Annotated in this window: 22 protein-coding genes and 1 pseudogene; 9 read left to right on the top strand and 14 right to left on the bottom strand. The window is 62.8% G+C overall.

What is annotated here, in order from left to right:
• Nucleotides 1-190 precede the first annotated feature (190 nt).
• The 3 genes from QMG72_RS14870 to QMG72_RS14860 all read right to left on the bottom strand — a co-directional run bounded on the left by QMG72_RS14870 (nt 191) and on the right by QMG72_RS14860 (nt 3,186).
• Nucleotides 191-943, bottom strand: coding sequence for a MerR family transcriptional regulator (locus tag QMG72_RS14870; protein ID WP_226776257.1), 753 nt, complete (start codon nt 941-943; stop codon nt 191-193).
• A 376-nt stretch (nt 944-1,319) separates the two neighbouring features.
• Nucleotides 1,320-2,141, bottom strand: coding sequence for an MBL fold metallo-hydrolase (locus tag QMG72_RS14865; protein ID WP_283480924.1), 822 nt, complete (start codon nt 2,139-2,141; stop codon nt 1,320-1,322).
• A gap of 82 nt (nt 2,142-2,223) precedes the next feature.
• Entirely contained in the window at nt 2,224-3,186 is a 963-nt protein-coding gene (locus tag QMG72_RS14860; RefSeq protein WP_282360797.1) for an IS481 family transposase, read from the bottom strand.
• A 279-nt stretch (nt 3,187-3,465) separates the two neighbouring features.
• On the opposite strand from QMG72_RS14860, the gene QMG72_RS14855 reads away from it, so the two are divergent.
• Both QMG72_RS14855 and QMG72_RS14850 read left to right on the top strand, forming a co-directional pair.
• On the top strand, nt 3,466-4,230 hold the full coding sequence (locus QMG72_RS14855) for a type 1 glutamine amidotransferase domain-containing protein (RefSeq protein WP_226775747.1): 765 nt from the start codon (nt 3,466-3,468) through the stop codon (nt 4,228-4,230).
• Between the two features lie 123 nt (nt 4,231-4,353).
• Nucleotides 4,354-5,427, top strand: a complete 1,074-nt coding sequence (locus QMG72_RS14850; protein WP_502934666.1) for a DNA polymerase IV — start codon at nt 4,354-4,356, stop codon at nt 5,425-5,427.
• Nucleotides 5,428-5,461: 34 nt separating this feature from the next.
• On the opposite strand, the gene QMG72_RS14845 is transcribed toward QMG72_RS14850, so the two are convergent.
• Nucleotides 5,462-6,253 carry an alpha/beta fold hydrolase gene (locus QMG72_RS14845; protein WP_226775746.1) on the bottom strand — a complete coding sequence of 264 codons (792 nt, stop codon included), beginning with the start codon at nt 6,251-6,253 and terminating at the stop codon, nt 5,462-5,464.
• Between the two features lie 57 nt (nt 6,254-6,310).
• Nucleotides 6,311-7,099 carry an isocitrate lyase/PEP mutase family protein gene (locus QMG72_RS14840; RefSeq protein WP_226775745.1) on the bottom strand — a complete coding sequence of 263 codons (789 nt, stop codon included), beginning with the start codon at nt 7,097-7,099 and terminating at the stop codon, nt 6,311-6,313.
• A gap of 137 nt (nt 7,100-7,236) precedes the next feature.
• Between QMG72_RS14840 and QMG72_RS14835 the strand changes: the two genes are divergently transcribed.
• Nucleotides 7,237-7,701: a DUF8821 family protein gene (locus QMG72_RS14835; protein WP_253032922.1), complete on the top strand. Its 465-nt coding sequence runs from the start codon at nt 7,237-7,239 to the stop codon at nt 7,699-7,701.
• An 88-nt stretch (nt 7,702-7,789) separates the two neighbouring features.
• Here QMG72_RS14835 and QMG72_RS14830 read toward each other — a convergent pair whose 3' ends face one another.
• Nucleotides 7,790-8,074: a DUF1905 domain-containing protein gene (locus tag QMG72_RS14830; protein WP_226775743.1), complete on the bottom strand. Its 285-nt coding sequence runs from the start codon at nt 8,072-8,074 to the stop codon at nt 7,790-7,792.
• A gap of 73 nt (nt 8,075-8,147) precedes the next feature.
• Nucleotides 8,148-8,591 (bottom strand): YdeI/OmpD-associated family protein, encoded by a 444-nt coding sequence (locus QMG72_RS14825; RefSeq protein ID WP_226775742.1) that lies wholly within the window; start codon nt 8,589-8,591, stop codon nt 8,148-8,150.
• Between the two features lie 696 nt (nt 8,592-9,287).
• On the opposite strand from QMG72_RS14825, the gene QMG72_RS14820 reads away from it, so the two are divergent.
• The gene (locus QMG72_RS14820) at nt 9,288-9,638 is read left to right on the top strand and encodes a DUF3846 domain-containing protein (RefSeq protein ID WP_283480921.1); all 351 of its coding nucleotides are present in this window, start codon (nt 9,288-9,290) and stop codon (nt 9,636-9,638) included.
• 206 nt (nt 9,639-9,844) lie between these two features.
• Here QMG72_RS14820 and QMG72_RS14815 read toward each other — a convergent pair.
• A pseudogene (locus QMG72_RS14815) lies at nt 9,845-10,106 on the bottom strand (pyridoxal 5'-phosphate synthase lyase subunit PdxS); the annotation flags it as partial.
• 68 nt (nt 10,107-10,174) lie between these two features.
• Nucleotides 10,175-10,570, bottom strand: a complete 396-nt coding sequence (locus QMG72_RS14810) for an HsmA family protein (protein WP_283480920.1) — start codon at nt 10,568-10,570, stop codon at nt 10,175-10,177.
• A 662-nt stretch (nt 10,571-11,232) separates the two neighbouring features.
• On the opposite strand from QMG72_RS14810, the gene QMG72_RS14805 reads away from it, so the two are divergent.
• Entirely contained in the window at nt 11,233-11,856 is a 624-nt protein-coding gene (locus QMG72_RS14805) for a TM2 domain-containing protein (protein ID WP_283480919.1), read from the top strand.
• Nucleotides 11,857-12,198: 342 nt separating this feature from the next.
• Here the strand turns inward: QMG72_RS14805 and QMG72_RS14800 are convergent, their stop codons facing one another.
• Complete coding sequence (locus QMG72_RS14800; RefSeq protein WP_283480918.1) at nt 12,199-12,726, bottom strand: DUF427 domain-containing protein; 528 nt, start codon at nt 12,724-12,726, stop codon at nt 12,199-12,201.
• A 184-nt stretch (nt 12,727-12,910) separates the two neighbouring features.
• On the opposite strand from QMG72_RS14800, the gene QMG72_RS17860 reads away from it, so the two are divergent.
• Complete coding sequence (locus tag QMG72_RS17860; RefSeq protein WP_502934665.1) at nt 12,911-13,321, top strand: DUF8817 family protein; 411 nt, start codon at nt 12,911-12,913, stop codon at nt 13,319-13,321.
• Here QMG72_RS17860 and QMG72_RS14795 read toward each other — a convergent pair.
• The 4 genes from QMG72_RS14795 to QMG72_RS14780 all read right to left on the bottom strand — a co-directional run bounded on the left by QMG72_RS14795 (nt 13,254) and on the right by QMG72_RS14780 (nt 18,923).
• Nucleotides 13,254-15,035 (bottom strand): molybdopterin-dependent oxidoreductase, encoded by a 1,782-nt coding sequence (locus QMG72_RS14795; protein ID WP_283480916.1) that lies wholly within the window; start codon nt 15,033-15,035, stop codon nt 13,254-13,256. The two genes, QMG72_RS17860 and QMG72_RS14795, sit on opposite strands and share 68 nt — an antisense overlap.
• 88 nt (nt 15,036-15,123) lie before the next feature.
• Nucleotides 15,124-16,476, bottom strand: a complete 1,353-nt coding sequence (gene allB, locus QMG72_RS14790) for an allantoinase AllB (RefSeq protein ID WP_283480915.1) — start codon at nt 16,474-16,476, stop codon at nt 15,124-15,126.
• Between the two features lie 60 nt (nt 16,477-16,536).
• Entirely contained in the window at nt 16,537-17,301 is a 765-nt protein-coding gene (locus tag QMG72_RS14785; RefSeq protein ID WP_283480914.1) for an aspartate/glutamate racemase family protein, read from the bottom strand.
• A gap of 77 nt (nt 17,302-17,378) precedes the next feature.
• Nucleotides 17,379-18,923 (bottom strand): NCS1 family nucleobase:cation symporter-1, encoded by a 1,545-nt coding sequence (locus QMG72_RS14780; RefSeq protein ID WP_282361109.1) that lies wholly within the window; start codon nt 18,921-18,923, stop codon nt 17,379-17,381.
• Nucleotides 18,924-19,539: 616 nt separating this feature from the next.
• Here QMG72_RS14780 and uraD point away from each other — a divergent pair.
• From uraD to aceE, 3 genes are all read left to right on the top strand, one after another.
• Nucleotides 19,540-20,037: a 2-oxo-4-hydroxy-4-carboxy-5-ureidoimidazoline decarboxylase gene (uraD, locus tag QMG72_RS14775; protein ID WP_226776521.1), complete on the top strand. Its 498-nt coding sequence runs from the start codon at nt 19,540-19,542 to the stop codon at nt 20,035-20,037.
• Entirely contained in the window at nt 20,034-20,375 is a 342-nt protein-coding gene (gene uraH, locus QMG72_RS14770; protein WP_226776520.1) for a hydroxyisourate hydrolase, read from the top strand. The genes uraD and uraH overlap by 4 nt, the downstream gene beginning before the upstream one ends.
• 206 nt (nt 20,376-20,581) lie before the next feature.
• Nucleotides 20,582-23,335, top strand: coding sequence for a pyruvate dehydrogenase (acetyl-transferring), homodimeric type (gene aceE / locus QMG72_RS14765; RefSeq protein ID WP_283480911.1), 2,754 nt, complete (start codon nt 20,582-20,584; stop codon nt 23,333-23,335).
• Nucleotides 23,336-23,373: the final 38 nt, after the last annotated feature.

Raw genomic sequence — 23,373 nt, 5'->3', positions numbered from 1 at the left:
GTATCAGCCGGATGTCCCTAAAAATGGCCTGACTGTTCCGCAGGAAGATGAGCCTGGCCGCTATTCCCGGCGACGGAGACCCTCCCGGGAACCGGCATAAGGGCCGATGACGGCGCTGCCGCTGCGGCAGATCTCCGGGTACACGCCCTCGCCTTCGGCCGGACCGTCTTACGGATCTTCGCCCCAGGAACTAGCCGGCGTCCCGGACCCGCTGGAGGTACATAACTAGTTCCTGGAGCCGGTCCGCGGGCCACGGTAGCCGGGCGCTCAACTCCGGGCTGTTTTCCTGCCACATGCTCCGCGCCGCAGCCTTAGTCGCGTCATTGCTGTGGAACTGGGAACCGAGCCCGTCCCAACGCCTTGCAAAGTCGCGGACCGCGGGATCGTCCACAGGCGTGCGCGCTGACACGTGGCCCAGGCCCTCTTCGATAAGACTGGCAAGCGTGGTCCTGGCATCTTCGACGGCTGCCGGGCCGACCTCGGCCCTCCGTTGCGCCAGTTCGGTGCGCTGTTCTTCCGTGAAGTACTTCTCGTACATCGTCATCCCTTCCAAAATTGTTATGAAGTGGTCCACGCCCGGCATGGCGTCGCCCATGCTGTCGAGCAAGGCCTGGATCTGCCGCTGGAGGCGCAGCGCCTGCTCCGCTTGGTCATGCAGTGCCGACAACTGGCTGGTGAGCAGCCGCCGCACGGCGCCGACGTCGTCCGGCGACGCCGCCAAGACCTCGCGGACCTGCTCCAGAGACAGGCCCAGCGCCCGCAGAGCCCTGATCCGGTAGAGGCGGCGGACATCATCTTCCGAATATCGCCGGTGCCCGGAGCCCGTTCGCCCTGTTGGTGGAAACAGGGCGATCTGGTCGTAGTGGTGCAAGGTCCGCACAGTGACCCCGCACAATGTGGCAAGTTCGCCAATGCTCCACGACTGCCCACCGGTCTCCAACATGTTTCCCACCCTAGGACCTGACGCCACGTCAGGATCAAGCCCCGTGCGCGCGGGGTCCTGACCAAACCGCCAAATCCAATTTGACGGCTATTGGAGCATCGACGGCTTTCACGGCACGCCTCACGAGCCCGGCTGAGCCGGCCGAGTTGTCAGTTTTAGAAGTCGTCTGCCCCAGATTGCGCGGCCGGGCTGCCGGGATGAACAGGCCCGGCAGCTTCCGTGGCTGCATGACACAGGGCGCTTAGCAAAATTCTTGGGAGGTGTCGGCTTAGCGCAATTCCGTGAGTGGTCATGTGCACGAACGCCTCGATGGGGGCAAAGCTTGCGCGGGGTACACCGCTTTTTCGCCGGGAGGAACTGTGCCGCTGGGCGGCCGCTATTGTGGCGTCTCGTTCTTTGCCCTGTGGGCGAGCCGCCCTAGTTGCCATCGGTGCACGTCGGGCAGCCAATCCAACGGGGCCGACGGGCCGACCCGGGGATCCTCGGAAAACCCGCCGTCCCGCAGAGCCTCTACGTACACGCGATCCTCTTTTATTCGAGCTCGAAGCTGCTCAGCCCCGCAACCCGAGCCGTGACCGGGGATCACGGCAGCAACTTCGTCGGCAACACCCTCAAACAGCAGGAGCGCGGCGAGGTAGTCCTCGACCGGATTCACAGCCTCAAGATCGAGAAACGGCATCAGGATGTCGGAAAGCATGTCGCCGGCGACGAGGACGCCGTGCTCCTCGATCAGCAGCGCCGCATGGCCTGGCGCATGGGCCTGGTGCTCGATGATCCGGACTTTCGGTCCATCCCAGGGAATCTGCGCTGCTCCGGCGGGCAGACCGGTCATAAGACCGAGCAGATCCATCGGGATCTCCCCGGCGAGCTCCGGCGGTAGCGCCCCGGCCACGCGGGCCTTCCAGTCCGAGTGCGACAGCAGGTCTTGGATGGACGCCGCGCAGCGGCCCGTACCGTAACGGGGCGCGTCGCCGAACATCGCGTGCCAGAGCACGTGGTCCCAATGCGGATGCGTCGAGAACCCCGCCACGACTTGCTGGCCCAACCCTCGAAGGTCGTTTGCTAGGTCGGCCATTTCCTCGCTCGTGATACCGGGATCGATGAGCAACACACCTGTCAGGCCCTGCACCGCAACGGAGTTACTTTGGATGAACTTGCTCTTATGGACGTAAACGCCCTTAGCCACTTGCTTCAGCATCAAACGCCTTCCGCTTGTGGTTTGCGACCGCTTGCCGCGACGGTACTACCTGGCGGTAAGAGTTTTCAAGCACTAGTTGTACTCAGCCAGCAGGTTGGTTACATCTGCTGATGGGTGCTCGTCCTCCGAGGGCTGCGTGGTTTCGGCGGTGGTTGTAGAAGTCTAGCCAGCCGGTGAGGGCTTGTGCGCGGTGGTCACTGGAGTCGTAGGCGTTCTTGTAGGCCCAGCCTTCCTGCAGGGTCCAGTTGAACCGTTCGGCTTTGCCGTTCTGCCACGGGCTGCGGGGTTTTGTGCGCCGGTGCTTGGCGCCGAGGTCCTCCATGACTTTGGAGAAGGCCGCGGACCGGATGTAGGCCAGGGCGTTGTCCGTCATGACCTCTTGCACGGGGGCTCCGTTGGCGGCCATGAACGCTGCGGCGTTGGCCAGGAACGCCGCGCAGGTGGGGCCCTTCTCATCGGGCAGGACCTCGACATAGGCCAGGCGGGAGTGGTCATCGACGGCCACGTGGACATAGTCATAGCCCAGTCCGCGGCCTCTGACGGCTTCGGACCGGCCGTGGACCCGCCAGCCTCCGCCGTCCGGGATTTTCCCGAGTTTCTTCACGTCAATGTGCAGTAGTTCTCCGGCGGTGTCGCGTTCGTAGCGGTGGTCGGTTGCCCGGCCGGCGCGGATGCGTTCGCCGCTGATCGGGTCCAGTTCCCATAACCGGGGCAGCCCGGCCCGGGCGATGATCCGGGAGACCGTGCGGGCCGGGACGTTGCAGCGTTCGGCCAGTTCGACCGGGCCCTCGCGGTGCTTTACCCGCGCCTCGAGGACCTCGTCGATTTTCGCCGAGGGGGTGGCATGCGGGCACGAACGCGGGCGGGACGAGCGATCCTCCATACCGTCCGAGCCGTGCTCCAGATATCGCCGGAACCACCGGTGGGCGCAGGCACGGGAAACACCCATTTCCTTCGCCACATGCGCCACGGGACGGCCGCCCAGAACACGCTGGACAAGGATGCTTCTACCGGCAGGAGTCAGACGGGCATTACGGTGGACCATGAAGACCTCTTAGTCGTTTGGTGTGTGTGGTAACCACCAACCTAAGAGGTCTTCACCCTTTCAACATGTAACCAACGTCCTGGCTGAGTACACCTAGTGGCAGAAGGCTGAGCGGCGGTCGGGATGCCCGATCGAGGCAGCGGTCACCGCGTTAGGCGATCGCTGGGCCCTGGCCGTGATCCGTGCGGAATCCGCAGAGTTGCCAGGCAGCCGACTGCCACCTGCGTCGGGCGTGAATTAGGCTTGGCGTAGGCTGGAATTCGACGATAGGAGCATTTTATGAAGAAGATTCTTATGGTACTGACAAGCGTTTCGGAGATCCCCGGTACGGGCGAGAAGACCGGCTACAACGTGGCCGAGGCTGCACATCCCTGGAAGGTCTTCAAGGATTCCGGGCATTTCGTCGACTTCGCGTCCATCCAAGGCGGCCAGCCCCCACGTGACGAGGTGGACTCAGAAGATCCCATCCAGGTTGCCTTCACGGAGGACGAGGCAACGCGCGCCGGTCTCTACAACACCGCCCGAGTCGACGTCGTTGATCCCGAACAGTACGACGCCGTCTACCTCGTGGGCGGCCACGGCACCATGTGGGACTTCCCGGACAGCGAAGGCTTGCAGAACCTCGTCGCCAGCGTCTACAACGCCGGCGGCTTGGTGGGCGCGGTCTGCCACGGACCGGCCGGCCTGCTGAACGTGGAATTGGAGAACGGGCTTCGCCTCGTCGAGGGCCGGAAGGTGGCGGCCTTCACCAACGACGAGGAGGTTGCCGCGGGAAAAGACAAGGTCATCCCGTTCTTTTTGGCCGACCGGCTTGAGGAACAGGGCGCCACCCACGTCTCCGCTGATGTCTTTGAGGAGAAGGTTGTGGTTGACGACCGGCTGGTCACTGGCCAGAATCCGGCTTCAGCCGCCGGCGTGGCCAAGGAGATGGAGAAGCTCTTCGCAGAGGTCATCCACCGGGAAAAAGCCGAGGAACGGCACGAAACGGAGGCTCTGCGTGCCGAGAAGGACGCCGAGAAGGCTGCCGCAGAAGCGGAACACTAAGACCGCGCACTGAAACTGACGGCCGCCCCGGCAACGGGGCGGCCGTCAGTTGTCTTGGGGCGCTCTGCTCACCACCCGATGGGAGCGGGCGCTTGCCAGGGATGTTTAGGGCAGACTGGTGGCGTGAACGGAATCCGGTGGGTGCTGCACGTCGATCTCGACCAGTTCATCGCGGCAGTCGAAGTCCTGCGGCGGCCGGAGCTTGCGGGCAAACCGATCATTGTCGGCGGCCGGGGCGACCCCACGGAACGGGCCGTGGTGTCGACCGCATCCTACGAAGCCAGGGCGTTCGGTGTGGGTTCCGGAATGCCGCTACGCATTGCGGCCCGGAAAGTGCCCGACGCCGTGATCCTGCCCGTCGATCAGGAGGCCTACCTAGCGGCGTCTGAAACGGTGATGGCTACCTTGCGCGGGCAGCCCGGTGCCACCGTGCAGGTGCTGGGTTGGGACGAAGCCTTTGTTGGCATTGAGACTGACAGCCCGGAAGCTTATGCCCGGCACGTGCAGGCCGCTGTCCTGGAACGAACGCTGTTGCATTGCAGCGTGGGCATCGGCGACACCTTGGTCCGCGCCAAGGTCGCCACCGGTTTCGGCAAGCCGGCCGGCGTCTTCCGTCTCACTGCCGGGAACTGGCTCGACGTTATGGGCAGCCGGCCCACCAAGGACCTGTGGGGCGTCGGAACCAAAGTGTCGGGCAGGCTGGCGAAACTCGGCTTCAAAACAGTCGCGGAGCTCGCCGCGGCCGACCCCCAGGACCTGGTCCCGGAGTTCGGCCCCAGGATGGGTCCCTGGTACGCGGAGCTCGGACGCGGGGACGGCGCCGGCGTTGTGGACGCCACCCCGTGGGTTGCCCGCGGTCATAGCCGGGAAACAACCTTCCAGCGGGATCTGACCGAGCCCGCCCAGGTGGACGCCGCCGTGCGGGAGCTGACAGCGCGCGTGCTTGAGGATGTTGGGGCGGAAGGACGGCCCGTGGTGGGGCTGACCCTGAAGGTTAGGTACGCGCCGTTCATCACCAAGACCCATGCGCGGAGGATTCCCGAAACTTCCGACCAGGATGAGATCCTCGCGCGGGCCTTGGACCTCGCAGCCGGAATCGAAGTTGGCCGTCCGGTCCGGCTCCTGGGCCTGCGGGCCGAAATGGCAATGCCCGACGACGCCCGACAGGGACATACGCCCACGCGCGGCGGCTGGTAACGACGCCTTTGCCCTCGTCTTCTGGCGAAGGCGATCACTTTTCGTCCGGCCGGGCCCGGTCAAGCCAATCACCGAGCAACGCGGCGAGGAGCTCGGGCCGTTCGTGCATGAGTGCATGGCCCGCGCCCTCTACTACTGCCAGGCTGGCATGCGGATAGCGCTCGAGCAGATCCATGGCGTCGGTGTAACCAACGATCGCATCGCTCCGTCCGGCCGCGATTAGGGTCGGCCCCGTGAAGGTGCCAGACCCGACGTCGACCGTCCATTCGGCGAAGATACGGCCCAGTCCCTTGGCGTCGACGAGCGTTGTACCCGGCACGACATGGCTGCGGTAACGGCGTGCGGTGGCCGGTGTGCGCACGACGAAGTACTCATCGAACCCCTGCCGTTGCTCAGGTTCGAGTTCGTCGTAGGCGTCATCGTCCTGATAGATCACCCGATGGTCCGGCACATTTTGAGACCGCTCGGCGCCGGGGCATAGCAAGGCCAAAGCGCGCACGATGTCCGGCCGCTGTGCGGCCACTCCGCGCGCAAGATATGCGCCGTAGGAATGCCCCAGCAGCATCACCGGTCCGGCCTCCAGCCGATCAATGAAGTCAGCGAGGAGCGCGACTACATCGTCGTTGCAACCCAGGTCCCCGGTCGTGGAATGACCCATCCCCGGCAGATCCGGGTAGATCCGCTGGAATCCCGGGCCGGGGACGACGGCCTCTATCGCCGCCTCGATCTCGCGGTGATCCACACCGGCGCCATGAAGCGCAATAAGCGGCATGCCGACACCGTGCTCGACGTAATGAATCAGGACATCGTTGATCCGTCGCTCCATGTCAACATCGTATTGATCGATTCGGGGCAGCAACACCACCCATATCCAGGTGGCCTCCTACGGCTCCGTGGGGCGCTGGCTGAATGCTACGAGGCGCGATTGCATCTCCCAGTACGGGGTGGCGACCGGCGCCTGCCGGCCGCCACGAAGGGCCGTGACCACCATCACCGCCGCGTCAACAGCTGCCCGGTACGGTAGGGAGCCGGAGCTTACGCGCCGGACCCCCAGCTCACCCAGCTCGGCAACAGTCAGCGAGGGATGTGCCAGCACGTTGACCGGCAGCCCGATGCCGGCGGTGATGGCCCGGATGTCCTCCGGAACCACAAGTCCGGGCACAAAGATGCCATCCGCCCCGGCATCGGCGTAGGCCGAGGCGCGGAGCAGGACGGCATCCACAGTGGCCTGTTCGCCGAACCAAATGTTGTCCACCCGGGCGTTGACAAACATTTCCGGGCTGCGTCGCTTGACGGCGGCAACCTTCTCGGCAAAGGCTGGGGGATCGACCAGGTGCCCGGCTGTGCTGTCCTCCAGGTTGATCCCGGCCACGCCCAGGGCAGCCAGTCGGGCCACAGTCTCCGCAACCTCGGCAGGATCATCGGAGTAGCCGTCTTCGATGTCCGCCGTGACGTGGACAGGCAGGCGGCACAGCTGCGCCGCCAGTGCGAAGGTTTCCGCCTTGCTGGACCGTCCTCCGTTGGGGAGGCCGGCACTTGCCGCAATACCAAAGCTGGTGGTGCCGACGGCCGGGAATCCTGCTGTCGCAAATGCCAAGGCAGACCCTATGTCCCAGGCATTGGGGAGCAGCAGCGGCGACGCAGTGTTGTGGAGATCCCGAAAAGCCGCCATTTTCATTCCCAACTTCGGCCAACCGCATATGTGAATACCTTTGCAGTCTACAAACATGGCTGGGCGGTGCAAGGGAGGGACGCCACTCGAGACAAGGCCCGTTATCGTTGGTCCAACACATCTAGTCAGGAGGGCGCATGCCATACGTTGTTGACTTCGCGAACGTTTCTACTGTCGGCCTGGAATCGTCTCCGGTCGCCGGGGCGCTCGCTGGGTTACGCGCCAACGAGGGACGCTACTACCGCAACAAATACGACCACGTCTTCACCGTTAGCCCCGCAAGCGAGGTTCCGGAAGTAGTCGATAGGGTGAGCCGCATTCTTAAGGACGAGCGCGACCTCGTCATCGGCTCCCGCCCGCTCGAGGCGACCGCGTTTGAAGTCGGCGGTTTACGGATGGATTACGTTTTCTACGAATCCGGGCTGTCGATCAACGTTATGTACAGCATCGAGGACGGCGGGAAACGGGCGGTTGGATTCAAACTGGCCGAAGGCATGGAGATTCCAGCGGAACTGGAGTCACGTTTCAAGTTCGCCCGCCAGAAGTCAAAACTGGCAGGCGTTATCCGCGGCTCCTACTTTGTGATCAAGGGCAAATACTGATCCGCTTGGCAGCTGATGTTAAGCCTGTTACGCCCGCGTTCGGGGGTGCGTAGAGGCAACCCTCGCCGGGACGTCGTGGAGCTGAGGTTTAGTTCAACCGCTGGGTGAGTCTTACCTCGACGCTATCGCCATCAGCCTTGCCGATGGCTTTGCGCACGGGCGCAGCGACCGGTAACTTGTGTGTGCCATCGCCCAGCGCCATAAACGCTCCGGTAAACGGGTACCCGTCAATGGTGCCGGCTACTTTGACAAGCCCCCTGGTGCCAAAGATCTGAGCCGAATCCGGAAGCTGGACGCAGGTCCACGTGTCTCCCGGACGCACCCTGCCCAGAAGCGCGGTAAAGGTGATGTTCAGCGGTTGCTTAGCGGCCATGGTCGTTGTTCCTTAGTGCGGGTCGAGGAAACTGCGGCCGCACTCTGGGTGAAGGTGCTCCAGGGAACGCCCACTATTTCAGACCGGCCTTGAGATCAGTTACCACCTTGGCGACTCGGCGGGAGCGGGTTTCTGCAGTTTTTGCATTCGCGATTGGCTCCACGTAGCGCCGCTGGCTACTGTAGTTCAGCGTCGCGTAGAAGGCCTTCGCCTCGGGTTCCGTCGCAAGGGCAGCGGCGAGGTCCTCAGGAACATCGATGATTCGCGGCTCGGTGTCCACCTCGACGTCCACCTCCACAGTGTCCCCTGCAGAGACCCCCGTCAGTTCACGGTTGACCGCGCTGACGCCAACCATGTTCTGGCCGCCCATCACTGCGATGCTGCTGCGATAGCTTTTGCCGTTGACTGTCACAACCACCGGGGGCCGCCTCCCGGCACCAAGCGCAACTACGATGTCCTCTGGGACCTCGATGCCGACTTTGTTTCCGCTGCCCAGGATGGTCGTGGTGAATTTCATCCTCACAGTATGCGCCGGAGCCCCCATCAGGTCCACGGCGGTGGAGGGCTGACTGTGTCGACCCTTGGTGGCCACCGTATGACAGCTACTTGTCCCCCCTCGTTCGATCGTGCCATAGCCGCAAAAATTCACCCCCGGTGTGGGCTTGCAGCCGGAAGCGAAGGGGCAGTCACAGAATGACCGGCAGCGGCAACGGGAGGTCAGACATGGTTCACTTCACGGCCAACATGGCAGGCGTGAGCGGAACAACTACGTCCTTCCACGGGCAATAGCCAGCCAGGTCAAAGGTAAATATTTCTGGCCCAACCTTGGTCCATAACCAGTCAATATTGTCAGACAACTCGGGGACTGGCATTAAAAATATATGCGGGTATGGTTGTCGATAGATAGCGTTTAGAAAGGCGTGATTCCATTGTCAGGAAAGTCCCCGAGAAATATCGGTACCAAAAAAGCGGGAAAGTCGCTTCTTGAAAAGAGGGCCGACAAAAGAGAAAAAGGAGCAACCAGCCCGAGTCTTTTCATAAAGCCTCGCAAAAACCAGCGTTGACGCATCGGTGGAAGACGGCGCCGGTTATACGATCTGCAGCGGCGCACTGGGCTATAGGATCCCACCACCGGCTTGAGGTTCGCTGCCAGGCGGGCAAACAGGCTCTGTAATTCACCAACGAACCAATTGTTGCAAAGAAGGGAGTGCCAATGCGCTCGCAACGTACCGCCCTGATTATCCCGGCTCGCCTCAGCCAGGCCGTTCGCATAGAAATTATCGACACAACGCCGGCCGCACGCCAATCCTTGATTGACGGAAATGTTGAAGCGTTCACTTGCAGGGATTGGCATGTCTATTTGAACGACGAGGCAGACTTTATCCCCCTGCCCCAAAATGTCCGGGCCGAAGTGCTGATCCGCGAGGCAGGTTTACATTTCGAGGAGAAAGTCAGCGGAACGGCCGTGTTTCTTGGACACGGCGACACTGGCGACGAAACAGATGCGCCCGCACACTTGCTCCGGTTGGCCGAACACCTGTTTGGCACCGCGTGGGCCGCCTAGCGGCAACGGAATGGTCCATCGCGTGCGTGGTTCGTTCTCTGCTTGTCCGGGACCTGGGCTGTCCAGAGGATGTTGGAGTCTTCGGTGGCGTGACCAGCCCACCCCACGCAGCCCAACTGACTCGCAGGTGGGGTCGTTTTGAGCCCTCAAAACGACCCCACCTGCGAGTCAGTTGGGCGTTGGTGCAGTTACCAGCCACGGCCAGGCTGGATGACCTGGGTCTCGACGAAGTGGCCGATTCGGACCTTCGCCATGACCCGAATGGACACTGCGGCGATGTTCGCCTCAATCATGTCCGGATCGGACATGCGGGCCGCCCTGGGCCCGGACGTCGGCCGGACTGCGTTCCAGCGCTATGACTGCCACGGCTCCGGCATCCTGGGCAATGAGGACCTGGTCGACGTTAACTGCGTCGATGATGACGCCCGCCCATGTCCCGGACGTTTCAACGGATTCGATCCTGGTCATCCACTTGACGCTTTTTGACGCCGACCTCGTTCACATGGAGTCCGCCCCCTTACCGTTCCCGCGCCAGGTCAGCGCAGATTGGTGCCGATGGCTCCGGCCAGATACGGGACGAGCCATATGGCCCAGACGAGGAGGGAAAACTTGTGGAAGCGCTTCTTTTCAGCGTCGCGGTCGCGCAGAAGCACGATGCCGGCCCATGCCAGGTGGACCAGCATAAGCAGCAACGCCGCAGGACCGGTTATGGCCATGATGGTATTGAGTCCTGCACCGATTCCACCTGCACGGGCCGCCCCGGATGCCGCGAGTTGGGTCATCAGGTAGGTTCCGGTGCCGTCGCAGATCAGCCCCAGGCCAAAGAACCCCGCATGCCACCACTTGAGAACGCGCTGGCGATGTTCGGCCCACACACCAACAGAGTAGAAGGCCAGGGCCGCGGTGATGAGAATGATTGCAGCCGTGAGCATGCCCTGAGACTACAGGTCCTGCGCTCACCAATAGGTCGGACGAAACCGGACACGATCGGCTGGGCATGCCCCGCGACGAGGTGGAAGCGCTGCTGGGGAATCTGGACCGGGCCTTGGCTCTGGCGATGTGCTCGGGCTTAGGCATCCGCACCCTGGACACAGGCAACGAGGGATACTGGCCGCTGCGTTACGATGCCGGTTCCGTCTGGTCCCACGACACGGCAGTTGTCCTGCAGGGCACGGCCAGGGCCGGGCACGGAGCGAAGCCGCGCAGGTCGCCGCAGCGTGGACGTGGACTCCGACGGTCGATTCACCGTGTACCCGGAACATCCTGCTCCCAGCGCCAACTGACCGCCGGCTGTCGATGCGTGTCCGGCGGAGCCGTGGACAGCGAGTCCCATGACGCCTTCCGGCTCGTGGTGTTGTGCGGGCACGAGAGCCGCTGTGTGAGCCGCAGCGAACGGCAGGCAATTGCGCTTAAATTCAACGGCGAGTCGGTTGCGCGGGGCCTTTGGCTAGGACATTCAATGTGTCGTGTCGCGCTGACGGATTTGTTCCGTCAGAATGATGACGGCAAGTGGATTCTTGGGGGAAGCAGTCTTTGACGGTGCTGCCGCCGGGACTCCCGTGGCTGCATCATCACTCCATCGAAAGGCACCACCATGACCCAGCCCAATTTTGACCCCAATGCTGTTCCGCCGGAAGGTTATGGGCCGCCCACTGTACCGCCCTCCCCGGGCCAGCAGTACCTGTCCGGTGCCCAGCCGCAGCCTCCCTACCAGGGCCCGCAGCAGCCATATGCCGGGCAGCCTCCCTACCAGGGCCCGCAGCAGCCATATGCCGGGCAGCCTCCCTACCAGGGCCCGCAGCAGCCATATGCCGGGCAGCCTCCCTACCAGGGCCCGCAGCAGCCATATGCCGGGCAGCCGCAGTACCAGGGCCAGCAGTACCCCTATGCCGGGCAGGCGCAGTACCCGGGCCACGCCCCGCAGCCGCAGTACCAGTACCAGGGACAGGTGCCCATGCCGAACCCCGCTTACGGTTACGCGCAGCCCAAGTCCAAGGTCGTCGCCGGACTCCTGGGCATCTTCCTCGGCGGCTTGGGCATCCACCGCTTCTACCTCGGCTTCACCAAGATTGCAGTCATCCAGCTTGTCCTGACGCTGGTCCTGGGTGTTTTTACCTTTGGCATCGTCGGTCTGTGGGGCGTCATTGAGGGCATCATGATCATCGCCGGCTCGGCCTACTTCCGCACCGATTCCAACGGTGTCCCGCTCCGCGACTGACCTTCGTGAACCGCATAATCCATCAGCGACCACCAGGGGTACGCCTTGACCCAGGTCATCCACGCCAGGGCCGAACAGTTTGAACAGATCAAAGCCGATCGCAGTTCCAGACCACAAGGTTGTGTCCGCACTGCGGGGCTTTTCAGCCTCGCATCAATCCGACGTCCACGGCAGTGACGGTCGGACCGGCATGGCGGTCTAAGGTCAGCAGGAAATGGCGCTGTTCTTCGTTTCAGGGGCATCCCGCAGGACCTGCAGCGGCGGGAGTTGCTGAGCTGGTTCTACTGTGCCGCCAGAGACGAAGTCACGGACGGGTGTTGCCGGCGGGAAAGGCCGATGTGCTCACCAGCCGGCCGTACCGGGGCCGCCCTTGAACGGACCAACGATCTGCGTGGTGATCCAACCGCCGTAGAAGTCACCGTCCTGGAATGTCACCCGCTCGCCGTTGACTTCGCAGGATTCCATGCGACCGGGGTAGAGCGCTACCCGGGTACTGAGCGCCTCGAAGCCCCGGGCGGGTTCCGGGTAAATCCACCCGGCCCTGGCAGCAGAGACTCCGCCGGCAACGACGTCGAAGTAGTGCGCTTCTCCCTTGAACTCGCAGAAGCTGGTGCCCTCGACCGGGACGAGTACACCGGCCGGGAATGAGTCCAATGGCAAGTAGTAGACGGGCGGATGACTCGTCTCCAGGACGCGCACTGAATCGGTGGTGTCGGCAATTACCGCCCCGCCAAGCCGCACGATGACCCGGTCCGGTCGCGGCTCGACCCTTGGCGGTCGCGGGTAGTCCCACACCGATTCTTGACCGGCCCTGGGTTTGATGGGTTGGGGACGCCGGAAGAAGCCGGAAAAACCGTGAGCAGGAGTCATGCCTCCATGGTGCCATCTTCCGCTGGGAGGCTACCGTTAACGCCGGGGGATCTCGATTGGCACAGATGGCGGCTGGTTCCGGCAGTCATTTAGACTGCAGCGTTTTCAATCACGGCCACAAGATGAGCTCCAGGGTGGCTCACAGTCGCGAGTACAAGCACTAATGCCGAGGCAAAGTTGACAGTTGGAATTCTTCCCAGCCCCCGACCTCGAACCGCTATTTAGCAGCTTTATGTGCTGCCTGCGCGTCATCGACGTCGACGAGCTGCACGAGGCAGTCCGACGATTCGGGGTGCCCGGCGTCCGTACCGGGATGCCGCGACTGCGCCCTGTCCGTATGCAGGGGCGGGGTCTTCGGGCAGGGTTTCTCGTGGACCCCGACGGCACCCAACTCACCCTCATCGAGCAGCGGGCCTATCGGACATGGCCAGTGGTTTCGGCCGGGCTGCGGCCGCGAATGAAAAAGGTTACGGCGGCGAGTTCCAGTGCGAAAGCAAGATTCCCAGGCTCCGGGGGCGGACGTTGGGCTAGATCGATTGCCGGTAGCCAAAGAATTCGTGGTCGTTGTTGTATCCGCCAAGACCACCGCCGATAGCTGCGAAGGATTCGACGAACTCGATTCCTTCGATCCACTTGACCATTTTGAAGCCAAGCTCGGACTCGTTCCGGAGCCGCACAGGTGCCCCATGGCCAAACGACAAGGGGGCGCCATTCATGTCATAGGCCAGCATGGTCAGGTGGTGGTCCATCTGTTCGATGGCGTGGGCATCGTAATACAGGCCGCCTTCGGGGCCGGGCGCAAAGGAGTAGAAGATTACCCACTTTGCTTCCGCGCTCGGCTTCACCATGTCCAGGATGGTACGCATGGAAACGCCGCCCCATTTGGCGACACCGGACCAGCCTTGGATGCAGAAGTGCTGAGTGATTTGCTCGTGATGCTCCAACGCCCGCAACTGTGCCAGGTCCAGCTCCAACGGGTTCTCAACGAGCCCGTTGACGCGGAGTTTGTAGTTGGTGAAGTGGCCGGCGGACAGTTGTTGGTATTGCTCGGTGTCCGGATAGTTGCCGTTGTGCCAGAAGTATGGGGAGATGTCCTTTTCCGTGTATTGGCCAGGCTTGGCGTCGAGGTGCTCGAACAGGCGTTCCGCCGGTCCGGTCAAAGCGAATCCGACCTTCTGAACAACCCGTGGATGCCTGTAGGTGAATGGGGTGGCTGCCACCCAGGCGGCGATCAGGACGATCATGGCGAGAGCAAAAATCCAGAACCCCGTCCAGGATTCGTTGTTCTGGGCCGCGAACATGTGGTTGAGGTTTTGGAGGACTCCGGTGGTCATTACGAGGGCAATGTGAAGGACGATGAACATCAGGAACCAGCACAGGACCAGGAAATGCAGCGACCGGGCAGCTTGGATGCTGAAAATGGAGCTGATGCGCCGGAACCGGGTGGAGAGTGCCGGCGACATTCCAAGCCCCGAAATAAGGGCGAACGGTGCAGCGATGAAAACCGTGATGAAGTAAGCGATCAGTTGAAGGCTGTTGTAATTGCTCCACCCGCTCTCTGTCGGCCAGTCCAGCGACAAATACTGGATCGTCACGGAGAGCGCGTTGGGGATGACGTCCCAGTGCAGCGGGACCAGGCGCATCCACTGTCCGGTTGTGAAAAGCAGCACGAAGAAGACGGCGCCGTTGGCCAACCAGAGGGTGTTGATGCCCAGATGCCACCATCGGGCCAAGCCGATGGAGTGCCGGCGCCCCGGCAGGCCGACTCCGTCCGGCAGTGTGATTGAATCCTCCTTCGCCGTGTAGAGCGGGTTGGGCGGTACGGGTTTCTGGACCCGGAACCAGTCGCGGCCGGGGGTGGAGTGCCGGGTCCAGTAGAGCCGCGGGTGGTCGGCGATGATTGTGATCCCGGACCGGATGATGAAGATCATCAAGAACATATTCAGGAAATGCTGCCAGCCGACCCACACAGGGAACCCGACGGGCGCACTACCGGGCAATGCCGAGATGCCCGGATAGCGGACGAGAAAATCCTGCACCGACGGGAGCCCCCGGAGGCCCTTGGCGACCGCGACAGCTACCAGCAGCAGCAAGAGACCGATCGGGATCAGCCACAGCAGGTTGAACCATCTGTTTTGACCGATCCTCACCCGGGGAGCCACACCGTATTGGGCGGGCAGGCCACCGGCCCAATCCGCATTAACTGCGGTGTATCTCTGACGGTCGAGCTCCGACCGGAAACTGCGGTCTTTGCCGCCCGCAGCAATATCGGGAGCACGAATGGGAAGATCTTCCGAAGAAGGAGTCATGATCCGAAGCCTAGCTGTTTCTCCCGGGATTCTTGCCGGCCCGGTTGACCGTCAGGCACTTTAGCGATGCTGCCTGCCCGGGTGGGGTTTAGATGCCGCCGCGGCGCAGGAGGGTGCCATGGGGGGTGTGGTTGTTGATGGGGTGGCCGCGGAGGTAGGTTTTGCGGACGACGCCGGAGAGTGCTTTGCCGTCGTAGGGGGTGATGGGGTTTTTGTGCTGGAGTTTGGTGACGTCCACGACGTAGGCCTCGTTGGGGGCGAAGATCGCGAAGTCCGCGTCGTAGCCGAGGGCGATGTGGCCTTTGGTGGTGAGGCGGGCGAGTTCGGCGGGTTTGGCGGCCATCCAGGAGATCACTTGTTCCAGGGCGATGCCGCGGTGGCGGGCTTCGGTCCAGATCAGGGACAGTCCGAGCTGCAGGGAGGAGACCCCGCCCCAGGCGACGGCGAAGTCGCCGTTTTCGAGGTCTTTCAGGTCCAGGGTCGAGGGTGAGTGGTCTGAGACGATGCAGTCGATGGTGCCTTCCTGGAGGCCTTTCCAGAGCAGTTCCCGGTTCGCGGCTTCCCGGATCGGCGGGCAGCATTTGTATGCGGTGGCGCCGTCGGGGATTTCCTCGGCCATCAGTGTCAAATAGTGCGGGCAGGTCTCCACGGTCAGGTGCACGCCGTCGCGTTTGGCCGAGGCGATCATCGGCAGCGCGTCGGAGGAGGACAGGTGCAGGATGTGGGCCCTGGCTCCGGTCCAGCGGGCGCGTTCGATGACTTCGGCGATGGCTTTGTTCTCGGCCCCGCGCGGGCGGGAGGAGAGGAAGTTCGCGTAGTGGTCCCCGCCCGGGTGCGGTGCGCGGTCGATCGCGTGGGAGTCTTCGGCGTGGACGATCATGAGTGAGTCGAAGGATTTCAGCTCGGCCATGTCTGTTTCCATTTCATCGGCCTCCAGGTGCGGGAATTCATCGACCCCGGAGTGGAGCAGGAAACACTTGAACCCGAAGACGCCCTCGTCGTGGAGGCCCCGGAGGTCTTTCAGGTTCCCCGGGACCGCCCCGCCCCAGAACCCGACGTCGACAAACGCCTGGTCCGCGGCGACTTCACGTTTGAGTTTCAACCCTTCGACAGTGGTGGTCGGCGGAATGGAGTTCAGCGGCATGTCGATGATCGTCGTGACGCCCCCGGCCGCGGCGGCCCGGGTCGCGGACGCGAACCCTTCCCACTCCGTGCGGCCCGGTTCGTTGACGTGGACATGGGTATCGACCAGGCCCGGGATCATCGTCTCGTCATCGGCGAGGTCTATGACCTGCGCCCCGGCCAGGGCATTACCCAACGGCTCGATCGCCACGATCCGCCCGCCCCGGATCCCGACCTCCCGCGCCGCGATCCCCGCCGTCGTCAACACACGCCGACCACGAACAACCAAGTCATATTCCGGTCTGGTCGTTTCACTCATTGATTTTGTTCCTCTGGTGATTGGGCTATCAGGTCTACGCGCGTCCCGGAACTGCTCCCGCTAGCGGGCGTGGACGTCAGAAGGTGTGCCATCGGCGTTCTGGTTAATGGAAAACGGCCATCCGGTGACCACCTTGGGTCGGGGTGTGGCAAAGGTTCGGACCTTCGACGTACTCAGCCCAAGGCGCACCAGGGACTCGGCGATCGTTACTGCGGCTGCGACGCCGTCGACGACGGGTACGCCAAGGGATGCGCGGATTTGATCGTCGAGCCCGGACATGCCGCCGCAGCCGAGGACGATAACTTCGGCTTTGTCCTCTTCCACGGCCCGTCGCGCCTGGTCCAGAATGGCCTCTACGGCACGGTCCGGGAATTCCTCGAGTTCAAGGACGCCCAGGCCGCTTGCCCGCACGGAGGCGCATCGGGCATCGAGTCCGGCGAGTTTCAACCGGTCCTCAATGAGCGGAACCGTCCGGTCGAGGGTGGTGACGACTGAATATTTGTGGCCCAGGAACATCGCGGTGCTGGCGGCTGCCTCGGTGATGTCGATGACTGGCACGTCGAGCAGTTCCTGGAGCCCCTCCCGGCCGTGTTCGCCGTAGCCGGCCTGGATAACGGCGTCGAACGGTTCGGGATATGCAAGGACAACATCCATAACGGCAATGGCGGCCAGATAGCTTTCGAAGTTTCCCTCGCAGGAGTCCGCGCCAAAGCGCGGGGTGAGACCGATAATCTCGGTCCCGGCAGTGGCGGCCGTGCGGGCCTGTGCGGCGATCGATTCCGTCATGGAAGCGGTGGTGTTGACGTTTGCGACGAGGATACGCATGATGCCTTTCGGGTCGTCTGGGATGGGAAGCGGCCGGTCCGCTGGGCAAGAGCGGACCGGCCGTGATGCCGGGCGGTTCAGTGGAGGCTGGGTACGGCGATCGGCTCGCCGGAGACGTCATGGAATTCCCGATTGCGGTCGGCGACGATGAAGTACGCCAGGGCTCCGATTCCGGCGCCGATGAACCAGGAGAACGCCGCGACCGGCTGCAAAGCCGGGATGAAGGCGATCAGGAGCGAAATGATTGCCGCCGGAATGAACGCTCCGACCGCCCTCATGTTGACGCCCTTGCTGTAGAAGTAGGAACCCTTGTCGACTTCGGTGTACAGCTCCGGGACGTTGATGCGGGTTTTGCGGATCAGCCAGTAGTCGGCCATGATGACGCCGAACAGCGGGCCGAGGAGCGCGCCGAGGCCGCCCAGGAAGTAGACGATGACTGCCGGATTGTTGTAGAGGTTCCAGGGCAGGATCACCAGTCCGATGATTGCGCTGACCAGGCTGGCTTTGCGGAAGTCCAGCCGTTTAGGCATGAGGTTGGTCAGGGCGTAGATCGGCGCAACGAAGTTGGCCATCAGGTTCACAGCAATGGTCAGAATGAGCAGGGCCAGTGCCGCTGCCACCAGAAGGAAGGTGTTGGGGATCGACTGGACAATGTCGGAGGGGCTGCCGATCACTACGCCGTTGATCTTGAACTGGGCTCCCGTGATCACGATGACGATGAGGCCAAAGAAGAGCATGTTGATCGGGATGCCCCAGAAATTACCCTTGATGATGGATTTGCGGGTGGTGGACGATCGGGTGAAGTCGCAGAAGTTCAGCACAAACGTGGCATAGATGGAAACCCAGAGTGCGCCGCCAGCGAAGATCTCCCGCCACATGGCGCCTCCGGTCAGGGCGTCCGGTGTCGAGAGCGCAATGGAGCCTCCGGCCTGCATAAACATCCAGATGGCCAGTGCGGCCATGGTGATGAGGATAATCGGCCCGGCGAACGCCTCGTACTTGCGGATCATGTCCATCCCGTACCGGACGATGATCACCTGCACGATCCACAAGGCAAGGAACGACGCCCAGCCCAGGGTCGAAAGGCCGAGAATGGAGTCCTTGTCGAGGTCCGCCAGGCCGGGCGCCAGCGCGATCAGGAGGACACGGAGGACCAGCGAAGCCAGGTAAGTCTGGATGCCGAACCAGGCGATTGCGACGCCGCCGCGGATCAGGGCCGGGATTTGTGCGCCGTGGATTCCGAAGGCGATGCGGCTCATCACCGGGAACGGGACACCGGTCTTATGGCCCATAAAGCCGGAAAACGTCAGAAGCATAAACAGCAGGACGGCGCCGACGCCGAGGGCGAGCAGGATTTGCCACGCACCAAGGCCAAGGGCGAAGAGGCCGATCGCAAAACCATAGTTGCCCAGGCTGTGTACGTCATTGGCCCAGAGGGTGAAGATGCTGTAGGCGGTCCAGCGGCGGCCCTTCATCATTGTGGGCGCGAGGTCCTGGTTGTAGAGTCGGGCGCTCGTCGGGGACAAGCCGAGCTCCGCGGCAGAGGGTACGTCATCCAACGCAACGGCGGGACGGTCATGGTTCTCGTCGACGGGCGGAGCCGCGTTCGGCAGTTGTGACATGGAATTGCCTCTCGGAAACAAGAAATGTGTTCTATCGAAGGGTCGGCGTAACTGCCGACAGGCTGGAGGGGGCGGCTTATTGCCGTGTTCTGCAGTCCTGAGATTCAGGAACGGAAAGCCGGGGGACCAGTGGGTCCAGATGGCGCCGCGGCATAGCTGGATTGTCGACGGGGTACGTCCCGGGGATAAGCAGGGGCTGCCGCATAAAGACGACCAATCGTTTGTTGCTGTCCTCCTCGTTGAGGAACAAATTAAAAGTAACCCAGATCACGTCCTTCCACAAGGGAAGAGAAAACTTTCATATGGTGGAATCAAGGTGACCGGGGTGGCGGGGCTGCCGCGGCAGTGGGTGATGCCGCACGGCGCACGGTGCGCCGCCGTCGGATGCCTGGCGCCTTTTGTGGCCGCCGGCGCCTCGGGCTGCGCGCCGGTATGGTCGGGTCAGCGGCACGGAAGCGATCGGCGTCCCGTGCAGTGGTGAGGCACTGGAAAAAGTTGACACGCAAAATCGCGTACGCTTCACTGATGGATATTGGAATAAGACTTCCATGATGTGAAATAGACTGGTGTTGTCCCACCGCATCGCGGACAGCGGCCCAAAGCAGAAGGACTAATTATGTTGCTCAAGGATTTCAACGGGGCCAGCCGCCCGGAAATTATCTCCGCGCTGCGTCCCTGCCTTGATATTCAAAGGTGGGTCGAGCAGATTGCCGACGAGCGGCCCTTCGCCTCAGTCGAGGACCTGTTGAACTTCGCCCGCAGTGCCGCCTTTCCCTTCGCTGCGGCTGAAGTGGAATCGGCATTGTCCCACCATCCCCGGATCGGCGAGGTCGCTGCGGGGGAGAGCTCTGAAGCCAAACTCTCGCGCGGTGAGCAGGATGCCCTTGGCGAGTCTTCGGATGCTGTCATTGCGGCGCTGGCCGAGGGGAACCGGAGCTACGAAGAGAAGTTCGGGCGGGTATTTCTGATCCGCGCCGCCGGCCGCAGTAAAGAGGAAATCCTGGAGGCGCTTCAGGTGCGGATTTCCCACACCGCCAACGAGGAAGAGCCTATAGTGCAGCAGCAGCTGCGCGAGATTTCCATCCATCGACTCAGAGGAATGATGAGCCAGTGACGAGTTCCCACATAACAACGCACATTCTGGACACGGCGACGGGCAAACCCGCTGCCGGCGTCCCTGTTAGCCTGCTGGCGCTGGACAACGGAGACTGGTCGGAGGTTGCGGCCGGGCATACCGATGGCGATGGGCGCGTCAAGGATCTCGGTCCCGAGGTGCTGGACTCCGGCACCTATCGCCTGCAGTTCTCGACGGCGGAGTATTTCACCGCCCTGAACACGCCCGCTTTCTTTCCGGAGGTCGTATTGACGTTTACCGTCGACAGGAATGAGGCGCACTATCACGTGCCGCTGCTCCTGAGCCCGTTTTCATTCTCCAGCTATCGCGGCAGCTGAACCCCAGGCGCCGTCCGGCTTCAGCCCGGACGGCGCCTTTCCGCAGTCACAATCCACGGACAGGCCCCTGAGGTGTGCAGCTGGTCGTTGGCGGCCGTTCCTGCTTGACTGCCCCTACCGGGGTCGGTAATCTCGAATAGCAAGAATGTTTTCTCACAATATGAAAATAACTAGCCCAGACATTCAAAGATGAAGAGAGGTTGGACGTGGCTGCAGGAGAAGAGACCTCCCATATCCTTAGCGGGTTGACTAACCAGCTGCCTGATCGTGATCCGGAAGAGACCGCCGAGTGGCTGGAGTCCCTGGATGACTTGATTCAGGAACAGGGTACCGAGCGTGCCCAGTACATAATGCGTAGTTTGCTTCAGCGGGCCGGCGCGCAAAGCGTGGGTGTTCCGATGGTGACGACCACGGATTATGTGAACACGATCCCGGTCGATCAGGAGCCGGCGTTCCCGGGGCATGAGGAGATCGAGCGGAAGTATCGGGCGTGGTTGCGGTGGAATGCGGCGATTATGGTGCATCGGGCGCAGCGGTCTGATATTGGTGTTGGCGGGCATATTTCCACCTATGCCGGTGCCGCGACGCTGTATGAGGTTGGTTTTAATCATTTCTTCCGCGGTAAGGATCATCCCGGCGGCGGTGACCAGGTGTTTTTCCAGGGCCATGCCTCTCCGGGGATGTATGCCCGGGCGTTTATGGAAGGCCGGTTGTCCGAGGAGGACCTGGACGGTTTCCGGCAGGAGAAGTCCAAGGAGGGCCATGCGCTTTCCTCGTACCCGCATCCTCGGTTGATGCCGGAGTTCTGGGAATTCCCGACGGTTTCGATGGGTATCGGGCCGATGAACGCGATTTATCAGGCGCAGTCCAACCGGTATCTGGCCAACCGCGGTATCAAGGACACCTCGGACCAGCAGGTCTGGGCGTTCCTGGGTGATGGGGAAATGGACGAGCCGGAGTCCCGGGGCCTGCTCCAGCTCGCCGCGAACGACAAGCTCGATAACCTGAACTTCGTGATCAACTGCAACCTCCAGCGCCTCGACGGGCCCGTGCGGGGCAACGGCAAGATCATGCAGGAACTGGAGGCATTCTTCCGCGGCGCGGGCTGGAACGTCATCAAGGTCGTTTGGGGCCGGGAGTGGGATGACCTCCTGTCCAAGGACGAGGACGGTTCGCTGGTGAAGATCATGAACGAAACCGTTGACGGGGACTACCAGACGTACAAGGCCGAGTCCGGCGCGTTTGTCCGGGAGCACTTCTTTGGCCAGACTCCGCAGACCAAGGAAATGGTCCAGGACCTCACCGATGACCAGATCTGGAACCTCAAGCGCGGCGGCCACGACTACAACAAGGTCTACGCCGCGTACAAGGCCGCGACCGAATTTAAGGGCAAGCCCACCGTTATCCTGGCCCACACGGTCAAGGGTTACGGCCTGGGTACCCACTTCGAGGGCCGTAACGCCACGCACCAGATGAAGAAACTCACCCTCGCGGACCTGAAGGCTTTCCGGGACCACCTGCGCATCCCCATCACCGATGAACAGCTCGAAGGGGATCTCTACCGGCCCCCGTACTACCACCCCGGCATGGACTCCCCGGAGATCAAGTACCTGATGGAACGCCGGGCCGCGCTCGGCGGCTTCGTCCCCGAACGCCGCTCCAAGCACACCGAGGTCACCCTCCCGGAGGAGAAAGTCTACGAAGTCGCCAACCGCGGCTCCGGCAAGCAGCTGGCAGCCACCACCATGGCCTTCGTCCGGCTGCTCAAGGACCTGATGCGGGACAAGGAGTTCGGCAAGCGGATCGTTCCGATCATCCCGGACGAGGCCCGGACCTTCGGCATGGACGCGTTCTTCCCCACCGCGAAGATCTACAACCCGAACGGGCAGAACTACCTCTCCGTGGACCGCGAGCTCGTCCTGGCCTACAAGGAGTCCATCTCCGGGCAGATCGTGCACGCCGGCATCAACGAGGCCGGCTCCGTCGCGGCGTTCACCGCCGCGGGGACCTCCTACGCCACCCACGGGGAACCGCTGATCCCGATCTACGTCTTCTACTCGATGTTCGGCTTCCAGCGCACCGGGGATTCCTTCTGGGCCGCCGCGGACCAGATGACCCGCGGGTTCATCATCGGCGCCACCGCCGGCCGGACGACCCTGACCGGTGAAGGCCTGCAGCACGCCGATGGCCATTCCCCGGTCCTGGCCGCGACCAACCCGGCCGTGATGACCTACGATCCGGCCTACGGGTACGAGATCGGCGTGATCATGCGCGATGGCCTGAACCGGATGTACGGTCCGGGGCTGGCCGATAACGACCCGTCACGGAACGTGATGTACTACATCACCGTTTACAACGAGCCGATCTCCCAGCCGGCAGCGCCGGCGGAACTCGACGTCGAGGGCATCATCAAGGGCATCTACCTGCTCGCGCCGGCCAAGATCGATGGCCCGCGCACGCAAATCCTCGCCTCCGGCGTGTCCGTCCCGTGGGCCCTCGAAGCCCAGAAAGTCCTCGCCGAAGACTGGGGAGTCTCCGCCGACGTCTGGTCCGTGACGTCCTGGACCGAACTGCGCCGGGACGCGATGGCCGCCGAGGAAGAAGCATTCCTGAACCCCGGCCAGCCCGCACGCGTTCCGTTCGTCACCGAACAACTCGCCGGCGCTACCGGACCGATCGTGGCCGTGACCGATTACATGAAAGCCGTGCCCGACCAGATCCGCCAGTTCATCCCGAACGAGTTCGCCTCCCTCGGCGCGGACGGCTTCGGCTTCTCCGACACCCGCGCCGCAGCACGACGCTTCTTCAAGAACGACATCCACTCAGTGGTCGTCCGTTCCCTGCAGATGCTCGCCCGCCGCGGCGAAGTAGACACCCAAGCACCCGCCCAGGCAATCGAAAAATACCGCCTGCTGGATGTCACGGCCGGGACTACGGGAGGGGCAGGCGGGGATTCCTGACGGTCCGCCACCGCGCGTTCCTTCGCCGGGGCCGCGTA

The organism is Pseudarthrobacter sp. PH31-O2 (assembly GCF_030063265.1).
In the GTDB taxonomy this organism is placed as follows: Bacteria; Actinomycetota; Actinomycetes; order Actinomycetales; family Micrococcaceae; genus Arthrobacter.
Note: the sequence above shows the minus strand (reverse complement) of the source record. Positions and strands in the feature narration are given on the sequence as shown.

Bases quoted from the DNA above. Each gene is read 5' to 3' on its own strand.
- QMG72_RS14845 (WP_226775746.1), bottom strand. From the start codon at position 6,253: ATGGAGCGACGGATCAACGATGTCCTGATTCATTACGTCGAGCACGGT.
- QMG72_RS14860 (WP_282360797.1), bottom strand. From the start codon at position 3,186: ATGGTCCACCGTAATGCCCGTCTGACTCCTGCCGGTAGAAGCATCCTT.
- QMG72_RS14795 (WP_283480916.1), bottom strand. From the start codon at position 15,035: ATGACTCCTTCTTCGGAAGATCTTCCCATTCGTGCTCCCGATATTGCT.
- QMG72_RS14830 (WP_226775743.1), bottom strand. From the start codon at position 8,074: ATGGCCGCTAAGCAACCGCTGAACATCACCTTTACCGCGCTTCTGGGC.
- QMG72_RS14855 (WP_226775747.1), top strand. From the start codon at position 3,466: ATGAAGAAGATTCTTATGGTACTGACAAGCGTTTCGGAGATCCCCGGT.
- QMG72_RS14820 (WP_283480921.1), top strand. From the start codon at position 9,288: ATGCGCTCGCAACGTACCGCCCTGATTATCCCGGCTCGCCTCAGCCAG.
- QMG72_RS14870 (WP_226776257.1), bottom strand. From the start codon at position 943: ATGTTGGAGACCGGTGGGCAGTCGTGGAGCATTGGCGAACTTGCCACA.
- QMG72_RS14825 (WP_226775742.1), bottom strand. From the start codon at position 8,591: ATGAAATTCACCACGACCATCCTGGGCAGCGGAAACAAAGTCGGCATC.
- QMG72_RS14780 (WP_282361109.1), bottom strand. From the start codon at position 18,923: ATGTCACAACTGCCGAACGCGGCTCCGCCCGTCGACGAGAACCATGAC.
- allB (WP_283480915.1), bottom strand. From the start codon at position 16,476: ATGAGTGAAACGACCAGACCGGAATATGACTTGGTTGTTCGTGGTCGG.
- QMG72_RS14840 (WP_226775745.1), bottom strand. From the start codon at position 7,099: ATGGCGGCTTTTCGGGATCTCCACAACACTGCGTCGCCGCTGCTGCTC.
- QMG72_RS14835 (WP_253032922.1), top strand. From the start codon at position 7,237: ATGCCATACGTTGTTGACTTCGCGAACGTTTCTACTGTCGGCCTGGAA.
- QMG72_RS14805 (WP_283480919.1), top strand. From the start codon at position 11,233: ATGACCCAGCCCAATTTTGACCCCAATGCTGTTCCGCCGGAAGGTTAT.
- QMG72_RS14800 (WP_283480918.1), bottom strand. From the start codon at position 12,726: ATGACTCCTGCTCACGGTTTTTCCGGCTTCTTCCGGCGTCCCCAACCC.
- uraD (WP_226776521.1), top strand. From the start codon at position 19,540: ATGTTGCTCAAGGATTTCAACGGGGCCAGCCGCCCGGAAATTATCTCC.
- QMG72_RS14865 (WP_283480924.1), bottom strand. From the start codon at position 2,141: ATGCTGAAGCAAGTGGCTAAGGGCGTTTACGTCCATAAGAGCAAGTTC.
- QMG72_RS14785 (WP_283480914.1), bottom strand. From the start codon at position 17,301: ATGCGTATCCTCGTCGCAAACGTCAACACCACCGCTTCCATGACGGAA.
- QMG72_RS14810 (WP_283480920.1), bottom strand. From the start codon at position 10,570: ATGCTCACGGCTGCAATCATTCTCATCACCGCGGCCCTGGCCTTCTAC.